This is a genomic window from Pseudomonas sp. p99-361 (assembly GCF_003935475.1).
Lineage (GTDB): Bacteria > Pseudomonadota > Gammaproteobacteria > Pseudomonadales > Pseudomonadaceae > Aquipseudomonas > Aquipseudomonas juntendi.
The window spans coordinates 106990-118856 of record NZ_RHQO01000009.1 but is presented as its reverse complement, the minus strand read 5'-3'; the positions used below and the strand labels follow the sequence as shown (position 1 = coordinate 118856).

The following is an 11867-nucleotide window of genomic DNA, read 5'->3' as shown; positions in this document are numbered from 1 at the left end:
TCGTCCAATGACGCTGTAGGTGCCTGGAAAATTGCAACTTGCCGCGGCTGCACGACAAGTTGATCGGAGCATCCCTAGGGGTGGGGCGGCAATTCCACCCCCTCTCTTGCTGGGCTTGCCCAGTTTACTGCTCAGCAGTACAGCGGCTCTGGAGTTCATTAGCCGCTTTTTTCTGTGTTCGCTTCGCGCTGCATCAATCGAGCAATCGCGTGATCAATTACAGAACATCATCCATAGCTCATCTACCCGTGTAGTGAGGCTTTGGCTCATCATTTCCCGGCGCATATCCCATGACGAGTCGACCGGGACGCTCGCCAGACGCATCGTCACCCTACCCATCATCCATTCACCGCATCAATTACGCCCATGAGCTTTTTGCTCGCGGCGAGGCTACGAACAGGTCACCCGTTATTTCGTTCGGATGGTTCAGGTCGAGCAACAACACTCGCGCCTTACTGGCTCGAAGCATTGCCAGCAGGTTCGTGCCTGGCCGATACCCGTCGACGCGAGACGCAGCGCTGTAGCTTGACCAGACGAAGTGCCTAGGTCTAAACTAAGTCTGTACCTCACCTGCTTGCGAGTAAGCTAAAACGGTATTTTTACACGTTGTGCAGCTACGCCACCTAATATGGCACTTCCCTATTCAGGCTGACAGCACGCTTAAATACTCGTCATGCTCCATCGAGCAATCTGTCGGCTGCCTGACTTAGGAAGCTACGCCATGTCTGACAAAAAAAACCCTGATGTAATTGACGCTGCAGTCGAGTTTTTACGTGAGTATTACCGTGCTCGTGGAGAAGACATTCGGCCAGCCCATGCCCATGCTGCGGTTTCTCATTACCTCGGCTACAACAGCAAGATCGCCCTCAAAAGCGATTCGTTCTTCGACTCGACCGACGTTGACCTGCTCAACTACAACGAAACGGGTATCCAGAAGCTTGTCGAATGCGTCCCCCGCATGAAGCCAAATCCACTGCAGCGTCTCGACCTCGAACGTGTTGGCCGAGTCATCTATGCGGGCTTGGCGCCGGCATGCGAGTGCTGCAACGAAAAATCGATTGACATCACCCCCCTTGGTTACGAGGAACGGGAACCTGATGGTTGGGTCTGCCAGGACTGCGCGTCCAGGTATGAAGAAGACTACGCATTCTGCAGGTTCTGTGGGGAAGACTACATCTACCGCGCAGCCGACATTAATCACCGTGGGGAATGCCCGGAACATAACGGTGAGTCTGTCTATGACGAGGAAGAAGAGGAGGACATGGATTCCCTCGCAGAGTACCTCCAAAACCACTGAGTAGCTCGGCTGTAGATAGGGCCCCGGAAGGCTTAGGTCACCGGGGCCTTTACGTATCCAGCTTCAATCCAACCTCTGCAACTATGAGCATTGCACTGAAGTCGGTTATCAAGGAATTAGCGAGACGACCAGGTCTCGACAGTGTCGCTACCGTACTCGGCTTTCCATTCTTTCAGCAGCTTATGATTGCCGCCTTTGGTTTCAATGATCTCCCCGTTATGCGGGTTCTTGTACTGCTTTACTTGGCGGGCGCGGCGCGGAGCCTTTTCAGTAATGGCCGGAGCAGCACGTCGGCTCGCCTGCGGATCCAGCACGTTGATGACGTGACGCAGATTGAAGCCGTATTCGGCGAGCAGGTCACGCAGTTTGGTCTCAAACTCGATTTCTTTCTGCAGCTCAGAGCTGCCCTTGAGCGCTTCGAGCTCAGCTAGTTGGGCGGCGAGTTGTTGCTCGAGTTGACGGAACTCAGCTAGGCGAGACATAGGTAATCCTTGATGCGATTAGTAGGAAACAGACTGACATACTAAACTATCAATGGCTATTTTGTTTGCCTCCACATAGCGCTTGCCCGCCGAGAAGCTCATCCATGGCAACGAATGCCGCCCACCGATTCGAGTCGATCTCTCCCGTAAAGATCTCGCTGAAGGCAGCCTTGTGATGGTAAGCACTGCAGCATTCCGTAAGTCCAGCATTAATCGAGAGCTCTGCTCGCCGGGGGGGGTATCCCATGCCGTCAATCGCGTACAGGTTAGCTCGGGTAGCAGCTGGGAATGGGGTGTGCGGTGTTTCGCTATACCCTGTTTCCGCCCACGACATCGTAGCCGGCCATGCCCTTATTATCGGCGCCAACGGAGTTCTTGTTAATGAGCAAGGCGCACCCATCAGGTTTCAAACCGAGGCAGAAATGCATCGGGTATCTAACCGGTGTTTTGGTGGAGCTCCACGTGCTTGTGCTGACCTTGTGAGGCGAGATTGGGAAAGGGTGTTCGCGAAGGATGCTGATCAATGACCAGCAACGATAATTGAGCGTGCCCCTACCGGGGACGGCTGTCGTAAATCGAGCCCAACAGGGCTCGGCCCGGTGGGCTTCCATCCTCACACCTCCGCCATCCTGGCTGCGCGCTCCGCTTGCTCATGAAGTGCGTAAATCTACGCAAAGTGCGCTAGCCCTTTCGATCCCGAGCCGCTCTGTGACGCTCAAGGTGGGTCATTTCCTGTTGCCACTTTGAAAGGAACTTCAGCCAGTCGTGCAGATAGCCGCCCTCAGCTACACGGGTTGAACCGTAGCTTGCACACAAGAAGCGCTCACGCCACGGCTCCGGTATAGCGTCGTCCCGCACGATGGATGTCCCAATCGGATGGGGCTCAGCAGTCACCTGATTGGAGATCTCTTCAACGCTGAGAATTCGCAGTGACCCGAGTGAAGGTCGCTCCTGCTGATCTATCTCATCCAACACCCTCAAAACGCATAGTGCTCTTGGATCACCAGGGTCTAGGTGAGCCAATATCCATAATGCTCTCCGACGGCGGTTTTCAAGGAAGTGGAGCGAATCATCACTGGCCATGGCTTCATTTCTTAGTGAGGCTTGCGACCGAGCCCGCCTTCATCGGCAAGCATCCGCTCGACGAATTCGATGGACATCTCCAGCTCGCCCTCGGCTTCCTTCAAGACCGACTCGAGAGATGGGTGAGCAGCGGAAGCGCGGAGCTTTGCAATTAGTTCCAAGAGCTCTCGGCCTTGGGCCATGGGCATTTGTATGCTGCAGTACACGGTGTCCTTCGCGTCTCGACTCATAAGTGCCTCCATCAGAATTTGTCTTGCCCGGGCGCGCCCTCGCGGGCCGGCTGGCGTGAACCGAGCCACCTTTCGGCGTCTCGGCCCTTCGGGCTTTCATCCTCGCGCCTGCGCGCTCTGCTTGCCTCGCATCCATGTCAGCATATCAGCTTCAGGAGTTCGACCTGGGCGATTGCTCTCTAAGAAATCGCCCTTAAAATTGGGCACTCCCATTTTAAGGGCATGCTCTTAACATACTGATTTAAATTGATATTTCTTAGAATTTTCCTCTCGCTTCCTTGACCACTCCAGCGTCATGGTCTTCATTTCTTGTTACCCCCAGGAGAGAAATAGCCATGAGATCAGCACCTCTTTTCTACCCGGAAAGGTGGTGAGCTTGCCGATGAGTTCCTCCCTGACGAAGAAGGTGTTTTTCAGCTTGCTGGCATCGCCGCGCTCGTAGTCAAAGGGCACTCATTCATCATCACTAGGTACGGGAAACCCCACCTGTTCATGGACGCACCCGAGCAGTGCAACAAGCCTCAGACTTAGGGGAGAGCCAATGATGATCAAAGAGTCGACCCTCGCAGCCGTTGCGGTCAGCGTAGTTTGCGACCGTTGCGGCCAGACTTGTCCTTCTGATGACGGTCATCCACAGCACGCCGTGCTGAGCGCGGCGTGGAAATCAGGCTTGAATCGCCCCTGGTTTCGTAGACACCTCCAAGCCTCATAATGAGGCCCAAATAGGAGGTGCCATGAGTCGTCAGCGTTACCCTGAAGAATTCAAGATCGAAGCGGTCAAGCAAGTGACCGAGAAAGGCAAGCCTGTCGCTGAGGTCGCCCAGCGCCTGGGCATGTCCGTGCACAGCCTTTACGCCTGGATCAAGGTCTACAGCAAGCCCCAAGAGCAGCGTCAGCAAGACAATGATCAGCAGGCTGAACTGCGCAAGCTGCGCGCTGAACTCAAGCGCGTGACGGAAGAGCGAGACATCTTAAAGAAGGCCGCCGCGTACTTTGCCAAGGAGTGCGGCTGAAGTACGCCTTCATCAAGAAGCACTCGACGGATTACCCGGTGCGGCGTCTTTGCCAAACCCTCAAGGTGCATCCCAGCGGCTACTACGCTTGGTTGGCGGAGCCTCAATCTGCCCGAGCAAAAGAAGATCATCGTCTGCTTGGTTTGATCAAACATGCTTGGCTCGAAAGCGGAGGTGTGTACGGCTATCGCAAAATTCATGGTGACCTGCGTGAGCTGGGAGAGACATGCGGGCGAAATCGAGTCGGTCGTTTGATGCAAGCAGAGGGGTTGCGTTCGCAAACGGGTTATCGCCGTCGTCCTGGGTTTTATGGCGGAAAACCAACCGTGGCCTCGCCCAACCACCTTGCCCGGCAGTTCAAGGTCAGCGAGCCGAACAAGGTCTGGGTGACCGATATCACTTACATCCGCACCTATGAAGGATGGCTTTATCTGGCGGTAGTGCTGGATCTCTTCTCACGCCAAGTAATTGGTTGGTCAATGAAGCCAAGGATGTGCAGCGACCTTGCTATCGACGCGATGCTGATGGCCGTTTGGCGACGCAAACCCAAAACGTCGACACAGCAGTGCTATGCAGCTGTCTCCAGTAGAGTATGAGAAACGCTATTTCCTGAGCTTGGAGAGTGTCTAGGAAACCAGGGGCGATTCACTGCAGTCCTTGGCCGACAACAAAGTCTGGCTGTCCACCCCGGTCTCCTTCAATGATCCGTTTGACTGCGCCATCAACCTCGACCGCAGCAAGCTGGCAGAGTCCGTAGCCCACGCGGTCGAAAAAGCCACACAAAATGCTGAGGTGGAGGACTCACTTAAGGTGCCGAGCGAGGAGGACGAGCTTGCCTATGAGCGGCTTCGCGACGGACTCGGCTCGCTCATGCAGAACATTGGTGTGTTCTGCCTCAGCGAGGCACCCGATGAAATTCTGATGTGGTCTCACTACGCCGAGAACCACAAGGGCTTCTGCATCGAGTACAAAATCGATGAGACCTCCCCGCTGACGACCATGGCCAGACCGGTGAAGTACACCGATGTATACCCGTCACTGTCCGTGAAGAACCTGCATGCCGGCGCCACGGAGGCTTTTCTGGAGGCCTGCCTGTTCACCAAGGCCAAGCAATGGAGCTACGAGAAGGAATGGCGAGCAATCATGGATGTTGGCGGGAAGCTTTATCAAGCTCCAGCCCCCGTCTCCGCCATCATCTTCGGCGCGCGTATGCCTGAGGCCGATAAGCGAGATGTCTACGAGATTCTTCGCCTTACACCCGGAATCGAATTCCGGGAAGCGTTCCTCCTTGATAGCTTCTTTGGACTCGGTTTCCGTCCGTACGTAACTGAAGACAACCGATAAGGTCGTTCAGGGCTAGGGGAGCTGGAAGCTTTGGCCTTGCTCATACCCCGCTCTATTTGCAGTACACCGTCCAGAGCTCATCAACTCGCGTGGTAAAGCTCTGGCTCATCATCTCCCGGCGCATCCAGCTGGGATCGACATGTACGCTCGCCAACCGCATTGTCCCCTACCCCACCTAGCACTCAACGCATCAAGCACGCCCATGAGTTTTGTACTCGCTACCGGCTGGGCAACTGCAAAAAGGTCACCGGTGATCTCGTTCCGCTGACTCAGGTCGAGCAGCAATACCTCTCCTTGCTGTAGCGGAAGCCCTCCCGGTAAACCAGCTCTACCCCCTCCTATGCAGCCTTTGTCAGCAAACGCGTGTCGTCCGTAGCGTATGGCAGGTCGACGAGGATTCCGTTGGCATACTTGGCCTCATTTGGGTTGAACTGGCCCGTGCGGATACTCACCCGTAGCCGCTTGCAGAGTGACTGCTGGGCACGAAGCTTCTCGGCAGCCCTGGACGTATAGGTAGCCACTGCTTCTTTGATCGGAGCCAGCTCGGTCATCCTAGCGCTCTCGTTTGAGTCCACGATGAGATGAATAAGCCCGCACCGGTCTCCGGCGCGGGCTTTTACTTTCCGGGCCTTGGACAGTATCTGACCCGAAAGTACGTCCTTGTGAACTGATGACAGCGTCTTGGCTTTGATTGTGATAGCACTACAAAAAAAGCCCGCCTAAAGGCGGGCTTAAAACGAAGGGGGTAATTCAGCTGGCATCATTGCCAACGTTGATGGCTCAGACCTTCAGCTCATCAAGGACGCTCAGCACAGCTTCGTGTGCGATGCTGATGATGCGATCCACTTCCTGTTCGGTCGTGACAAGAGGAGGAGCAAAGCCCAGGATTTCACCGTGAGGCATAGCACGAGCGATCAAGTTGCGATCACGGGCTGCTTTCGAGATCCGTGCACCAACCTTGAGGGCTGGGTCGAAACGCTTCTTGGTGGCCGGATCCGCTACGAACTCAATGGCGGCCATCATGCCCACACCACGCACTTCGCCGACGATTGGCAGCGAGGAGAAGGTCTCCTGCATCGACTTTTGGAAATACTGGCCAACCTTGTCGACGTGCGCTGGAATGTTCTCACCCTCGACGATGTCGAGCACAGCGTTTGCTGCCGCGACACCGATAGGGTGGCCCGAGTAGGTGTAGCCGTGGGAGAAGGCACCAACGCGATCAGCGCCTTCCTCCATCACCTTGTACACCTTCTCACCAACAATCGAAGCCGACAGCGGTGCGTAGGCAGAAGTCAGGCCTTTAGCTACGGTGATCAGATCAGGCTCGATACCGTACTTGTCGCAGCCGAACATGGCACCAGTACGGCCAAAGCCGGTGATCACTTCGTCAGCGATCAGCAGGATGTCGTACTTTTTCAATACAGGCTGAACAGCAGCCCAGTAGCCTTCTGGCGGAGGGGTAATACCACCGGTTCCGAGCACAGGCTCAGCAATGAATGCGCCGATGGTGTCTGGGCCTTCACGCAGGATGAGCTCTTCGAGTTCACGTGCACGGCGGGCAGAGAATTCCAGCTCAGTCTCACCTGGCTCGGCGCCCCAGTAGTAGTGAGGAGCACCAGTACGCAGGATGCCTGCAATCGGCAGATCCATGTGGTCATGGTAGAACGACATGCCGGTCATGGAACCAGAAACTACGGAGCAACCGTGGTAGCCGCGCTCACGAGCAATGATCTTCTTCTTGTTCGGCTTACCGCGCAGGTTGTTGTAGTACCAGACCAGTTTGGCTTGGGTCTCGTTGGCATCCGAACCGGACATGCCGTAGAAGACCTTGCTCATTTTGCCCGGAGCCATCTTCACCAGGCGGTCAGACAGGCGAGCGAGCTCTTCCGTGGTGTGCGCAGCATAGGTGTGGTAGTACGCCAGCTTGTGGGCTTGCTTGGAGATCGCCTCGGCGACTTCGGTACGGCCATAGCCGACGTTCATGCAGTACAGGCCAGCGAAGCCATCGATGTACTCACGCCCAGTCGCGTCAGTGATAGTGATCCCTTTCGCGGTTTCGATGATTGTTGGATCACCTGCCTTGCCAGAGGCAAAGTCTTTCAGCTGGGTGAACGGGTGGAGCACTGCACCGCGATCTTGTTGGGAGATCAAATCTTGCTTTTGCTTATCCATTTTTCAATCCTCTTGTGATTTTTACAGACCGCCGATGCAGACGTATTTCAGTTCCATGTACTCAGCCAAACCGTGCTTCGAGCCTTCACGGCCCAAGCCCGATTGCTTCCAGCCGCCAAACGGGATTGGTGCGCCGGTGAACTTCGGAGTGTTGAGTGCGACCATGCCGTACTCGAGTCGGTCAGATACTCGGCAGGCACGACGAAGGTCGTTGGTGTACACGTAGGCAGCGAGGCCGAACTCGGTGTTGTTGGCCCTGGTCACTACTTCATCTTCGGAATCGAAGGGCAGGATTGCCGCCACGGGGCCGAAGGTCTCTTCGAAAGCGATGTCCATTTTGTCCGTGACGTCAGCCAGAACAGTCGGAAGGACGAAGCTGCTACCCAAGTGATTGTCGATACCGCCGCAGGTGAGTTTTGCACCCAGCGAGAGAGCATTCGAAATCTGCTCTCGGCACTTGTTGGCAACCGTTACCCTAGTCATTGGGCCGATATCGACGCCCTCTTCAAGGCCATGGCCAACGCGTAACTTCTCGGTGGCCTTGGTGAATTCCTCTACGAATTGACCGTAGATGTTGCGATGCACATAGATGCGATTCGCGCCCAGGCAATCTTGACCTGAGGTTGCGAACTTGGCGCCAATGCAGCCTTCGACAGCCTCAGCAATCGAGGCATCATCGAAGACAATGAACGGAGCATGGCCACCCAGTTCAAGGGATACTTTCTTGACCGTATCCGCAGACTGACGCAGCAGAATCCGACCAACCTCTGTGGAACCGGTGAAACTGAACGCACGGACTGCGGAGGCGGCCAAGAGACGAGCCGACATCTTCGGTGCATCCCCGGTCAGCACCTGGAACACACCACCAGGAATACCAGCTTCTTCAGCCAACCGGGCGAGAGCCAGGGCAGACAGCGGAGTTTCAGGCGCCGGCTTGACGATCATCGGGCATCCAGCCGCCAGTGCAGCAGCAGCCTTGCGGGTGATCATGGCGCTGGGGAAGTTCCAGGGCGTGATGGCCACGGTTACACCAATCGGCTGCAGCTTAGTGACCAACTGGCTGTTCGGGAGATGACTTGGAATTGTCTCGCCGTAGCAACGCTCACCTTCTGCCGCAAACCACTCGACAAAGTTCGCGCCGTAATTGATCTCTCCGCGTGATTCGCTGAGCGGCTTACCTTGCTCGCAGGTCATGATGACCGCCAAATCTTCTTGGTTCTCACGCATCAGTGCTGCCCATTTACGAAGGACTGCACCACGCTGTGTCGGCAAGGTGTTCCGCCAACCATCGAAGGCACGCGAAGCGGCTTCGACGGCCAGATCTACCCAGGACTCGTCGCAATGGGCTACCTGCGCGATCACCTGGTCATTAGCTGGATCAGTGACGTCGAGCGAGCCCTCGCCAGTAACCCAGCGCCCATCAATGTAAGCCCGAGTTTCAAGCAGGTCATTTCGACGAAGCTTATTGAGGGCGGAGGGCGCAAGATCTTTCATTTTTATATGCCTCGAAGAGATAAAGCTGATGTTCGATGAGGATCATTCTATGTCTGGCTTGACGCTGGAAATATGAGTAATCCAGCCCGTGTGCGCAGTAATACTGTGATGTTTTCACAGTTGCGCAGCTTTCCTGCGTCATTTATCAGAGATGCGATTTCAGGTCTGTAGGTGCATAAGAAATGATTGGAACAAAACCAATTAGGTGTAGAAAAACAAAAAAGGCTGCACTTGGCAGCCTTGTTGAAGGGGCAGATGTTTAAGAGATTTTCTCAGCCAGAACTGCGATTGTGTCACCGCACTGCACAAGCCCCGGGAAGTGACGGCAGGCAAGAAGGCCGTCACGTTGGGCCTTGTATTCGGTAGGTGCCACACCTGTTCTTGTGACGTCGTACACTCGAGCAATCACATCGCCTTTGGAGACCTGATCGCCCAGATTGAAGCAGTATTCAATGAGCCCGGCATGCTCGCTTGCAATGAAGCAATTGTCGTCAGGCATATCCAAGAAGATGCTGTCCTGTGCAATATCAAGATCACCCATGACCGCCCCTGCATGAACCAGGAAATTTCGTACCCCGCGCTCTGCAATTTTAATAGTGGTGGAGCTGGCTGTACCCCCACCACCAAGCTCGGTAGTCACAAAGATTTTACCGGCTTCTTCGACAGCCGTATCAAACATGCCCACGCTATCGATTTCCAGCATTTTCATGCTGTAGGGAGCCGCGAAAGCATCCATTGCCCGTTCGCCTTTCTGCTGTTGCAGCTTGTCCGGCAGAATATGAACAGCGGCAAATGGAATGAAGTCCAGAGTCTTGCCGCCAGAGTGGATATCAAGGACGTAATCCGCCAATGGCAACAAGTGTCGCTGGATATAATCAGCAATTTTTTCCGTAACTGTCCCGTCAGCCTTACCTGGGAAGGTACGATTCAGATTCCCGCGATCAATCGGAGAGGTTCTGGAGGCGTTTTTAAAAGCAGGATAGTTCATGAAGGGCAAAATAATGATTCGCCCTCTGACTGTTTCGATGTCCAGTTGATTGGCCAGCTTGGTGAGTGCAATCGGGCCTTCATACTCGTCTCCATGATTGCCGCCAGTGAGGAGCACAGTCGGGCCGATCCCGTTTTTCATGACGGTGATAGGAATCATGATCGCACCCCACGCAGAGTCATCACGTGAGTAAGGCAGCTTCAAGAACCCGTGCGACACCCCTTGTTGGTCGAAATCGATAGTTGGCTTGATGGGACTAGGTTTCATTGCATATTCCTTATTTGTTTGTCGTTCAAGTAGGCTAAGGCTCAGCGCAGCGGCTATGACTCGACCCAACAGGTGTAACCAGTGCGTAGGGGTGGTGCACTACTAGCATTGGCATTTAGCTTTGTTGGCTGACGTATCTGATGTACACTCAGCTAACGCAACTGACACATTTTCATCAAGTATTAGTAGGGGTGAGAAACTCATGGAGCTTGATAGGATTGACTTACGAATTTTAAGTGCCTTGCAAGTCAACAATAGGCTCACCTCTGAAGAGCTTGGTGATTTGGTCGGTTTATCTTCCACGGCCTGCCAGCGCAGGCTTAAGCGCCTGCGCAGTGAAGGGGTCATCGAGAGCGACATCTCCATCATCAACCCTAAAGCGGTTGGAAGGCATGTCACCATGCTGGTGCTGGTCACTTTGGAACGAGAGCGCTCAGACATTATCGATAAGTTCAAGCAGGCCATTAAAAATACTCCTGAGGTCATGAGCGGATCCTATGTCACGGGTGATGCTGACTTTGTACTCCTCGTAACCTCAAAGGATATGGAGGACTACGAGAACTTCACCCGAAGGTTCTTCTACGAAAACAATGACATCAAGAGTTTCAAAACAATGGTCGTGATGGATCGGGTAAAGGCCGGATTCACACTTCCAATTGATGATGCTTAGCACCTCTTGGCTCATCAGGAGGGCTACTCCTGAAGAGCTAGCAGAAATCCTTAATTTGCCTCTCTAACGGCGCTCAGAAAACTGCGGGTACGCTCTTCCTGGGGGGTCTCGAACAGTTGGCCTGGAGCACCTTGTTCATGAATTCGACCCTTGTAGAAGAAGCAAACGCGATCCGCAAACTCCCGAGCAAAGCCCATTTGGTGAGTAACCATAAGCATGGTCAGCTTATGCTCGCTTCCAAGTCGACGGATGACGTTAAGGACTTCACCGCAGAGTTCCGGGTCGAGCGCCGAGGTGACCTCGTCGAAAAGCATGACCTTTGGTCTCATGGCTAGGGCCCGTGCTATCGCGACCCGCTGCTGCTGGCCACCAGACAGTTGCGAAGGGTAATGATCGAGCTTGGCACCCAGTCCAACCATTTCCAGCAACTGCACGGCGCGATCCCTGGCTTCGGCTGGTTTTACACCCAGGACATGGACGGGGGCCTCAGTGACATTTTGCAGCGCAGTACGGTGGGGAAAGAGGTTGAACCCTTGGAATACCATTCCTATTTTGCCCCGGACAGCACGCACGTGCTTCGCGTCGGCTGGAACCAGCTTTCCATTCCTTCCTTGCATGTGAGTCAGCGACTCGCCTTCGACCAGAATGCTCCCCTCATCGATTCCCTCAAGGGTCATCAGCACTCGGAGCAACGTCGATTTACCTGATCCGCTGGGGCCAATGATGGCGACTTTTTCGCCTGCCGAAACATCCAGTTCCAGGCCGTCCAAAACAGTGAAGTTGCCATATCGCTTAGTTACGCTGCGGAAGCTAACCATGGGCTTGCC

General features: G+C 54.6%; 11 protein-coding genes and 2 pseudogenes. 4 read left to right on the top strand and 9 right to left on the bottom strand.

Annotation, left to right across the window (positions count from 1 at the left end; genetic code table 11):
- Positions 1–213: 213 nt before the first annotated feature.
- Positions 214–324 carry a DUF4113 domain-containing protein gene (locus tag EGJ22_RS26395; protein WP_223625718.1) on the bottom strand — a complete coding sequence of 37 codons (111 nt, stop codon included), beginning with the start codon at positions 322–324 and terminating at the stop codon, positions 214–216.
- A 397-nt stretch (positions 325–721) separates the two neighbouring features.
- Here EGJ22_RS26395 and EGJ22_RS06525 point away from each other — a divergent pair, with 397 nt between their 5' ends.
- On the top strand, positions 722–1297 hold the full coding sequence (locus tag EGJ22_RS06525) for a hypothetical protein (protein ID WP_023048442.1): 576 nt from the start codon (positions 722–724) through the stop codon (positions 1295–1297).
- Positions 1298–1413: 116 nt separating this feature from the next.
- On the opposite strand, the gene EGJ22_RS06520 is transcribed toward EGJ22_RS06525, so the two are convergent.
- The 3 genes from EGJ22_RS06520 to EGJ22_RS25950 all read right to left on the bottom strand — a co-directional run bounded on the left by EGJ22_RS06520 (position 1414) and on the right by EGJ22_RS25950 (position 3545).
- Positions 1414–1779: a histone-like nucleoid-structuring protein, MvaT/MvaU family gene (locus tag EGJ22_RS06520; RefSeq protein ID WP_029886627.1), complete on the bottom strand. Its 366-nt coding sequence runs from the start codon at positions 1777–1779 to the stop codon at positions 1414–1416.
- 1094 nt (positions 1780–2873) lie between these two features.
- Positions 2874–3092 carry a hypothetical protein gene (locus EGJ22_RS06510; protein WP_023048444.1) on the bottom strand — a complete coding sequence of 73 codons (219 nt, stop codon included), beginning with the start codon at positions 3090–3092 and terminating at the stop codon, positions 2874–2876.
- A 312-nt stretch (positions 3093–3404) separates the two neighbouring features.
- On the bottom strand, positions 3405–3545 hold the full coding sequence (locus tag EGJ22_RS25950; RefSeq protein ID WP_023048445.1) for a hypothetical protein: 141 nt from the start codon (positions 3543–3545) through the stop codon (positions 3405–3407).
- Positions 3546–3826: 281 nt separating this feature from the next.
- Here EGJ22_RS25950 and EGJ22_RS06505 point away from each other — a divergent pair.
- Positions 3827–4656 (top strand): annotated as a pseudogene (locus EGJ22_RS06505) (IS3 family transposase); the annotation flags it as partial.
- 106 nt (positions 4657–4762) lie between these two features.
- Complete coding sequence (locus EGJ22_RS06500; protein ID WP_023048447.1) at positions 4763–5449, top strand: DUF2971 domain-containing protein; 687 nt, start codon at positions 4763–4765, stop codon at positions 5447–5449.
- A gap of 52 nt (positions 5450–5501) precedes the next feature.
- Here EGJ22_RS06500 and EGJ22_RS06495 read toward each other — a convergent pair.
- The 4 genes and pseudogenes from EGJ22_RS06495 to doeB all read right to left on the bottom strand — a co-directional run.
- A pseudogene (locus tag EGJ22_RS06495) lies at positions 5502–6003 on the bottom strand (DUF4113 domain-containing protein); the annotation flags it as partial.
- A 226-nt stretch (positions 6004–6229) separates the two neighbouring features.
- Positions 6230–7621 (bottom strand): aspartate aminotransferase family protein, encoded by a 1392-nt coding sequence (locus EGJ22_RS06490; protein WP_010955129.1) that lies wholly within the window; start codon positions 7619–7621, stop codon positions 6230–6232.
- A gap of 21 nt (positions 7622–7642) precedes the next feature.
- Complete coding sequence (locus EGJ22_RS06485; protein ID WP_010955130.1) at positions 7643–9115, bottom strand: NAD-dependent succinate-semialdehyde dehydrogenase; 1473 nt, start codon at positions 9113–9115, stop codon at positions 7643–7645.
- 259 nt (positions 9116–9374) lie between these two features.
- Positions 9375–10370 carry a N(2)-acetyl-L-2,4-diaminobutanoate deacetylase DoeB gene (gene doeB / locus EGJ22_RS06480; protein WP_010955131.1) on the bottom strand — a complete coding sequence of 332 codons (996 nt, stop codon included), beginning with the start codon at positions 10368–10370 and terminating at the stop codon, positions 9375–9377.
- A gap of 202 nt (positions 10371–10572) precedes the next feature.
- On the opposite strand from doeB, the gene EGJ22_RS06475 reads away from it, so the two are divergent.
- The gene (locus tag EGJ22_RS06475; protein WP_010955132.1) at positions 10573–11040 is read left to right on the top strand and encodes an Lrp/AsnC family transcriptional regulator; all 468 of its coding nucleotides are present in this window, start codon (positions 10573–10575) and stop codon (positions 11038–11040) included.
- Between the two features lie 50 nt (positions 11041–11090).
- Here the strand turns inward: EGJ22_RS06475 and ehuA are convergent, their stop codons facing one another.
- Entirely contained in the window at positions 11091–11858 is a 768-nt protein-coding gene (ehuA, locus tag EGJ22_RS06470; protein ID WP_010955133.1) for an ectoine/hydroxyectoine ABC transporter ATP-binding protein EhuA, read from the bottom strand.
- Positions 11859–11867 lie beyond the last annotated feature (9 nt).

Excerpts from the sequence above, each read along its gene's own strand:
- EGJ22_RS26395 (WP_223625718.1), bottom strand. The coding sequence starts at position 324 with ATGCGTCTGGCGAGCGTCCCGGTCGACTCGTCATGGGATATGCGCCGG.
- EGJ22_RS06525 (WP_023048442.1), top strand. The coding sequence starts at position 722 with ATGTCTGACAAAAAAAACCCTGATGTAATTGACGCTGCAGTCGAGTTT.
- EGJ22_RS06520 (WP_029886627.1), bottom strand. The coding sequence starts at position 1,779 with ATGTCTCGCCTAGCTGAGTTCCGTCAACTCGAGCAACAACTCGCCGCC.
- EGJ22_RS06510 (WP_023048444.1), bottom strand. The coding sequence starts at position 3,092 with ATGAGTCGAGACGCGAAGGACACCGTGTACTGCAGCATACAAATGCCC.
- EGJ22_RS06490 (WP_010955129.1), bottom strand. The coding sequence starts at position 7,621 with ATGGATAAGCAAAAGCAAGATTTGATCTCCCAACAAGATCGCGGTGCA.
- EGJ22_RS06485 (WP_010955130.1), bottom strand. The coding sequence starts at position 9,115 with ATGAAAGATCTTGCGCCCTCCGCCCTCAATAAGCTTCGTCGAAATGAC.
- doeB (WP_010955131.1), bottom strand. The coding sequence starts at position 10,370 with ATGAAACCTAGTCCCATCAAGCCAACTATCGATTTCGACCAACAAGGG.
- EGJ22_RS06475 (WP_010955132.1), top strand. The coding sequence starts at position 10,573 with ATGGAGCTTGATAGGATTGACTTACGAATTTTAAGTGCCTTGCAAGTC.
- ehuA (WP_010955133.1), bottom strand. The coding sequence starts at position 11,858 with ATGGTTAGCTTCCGCAGCGTAACTAAGCGATATGGCAACTTCACTGTT.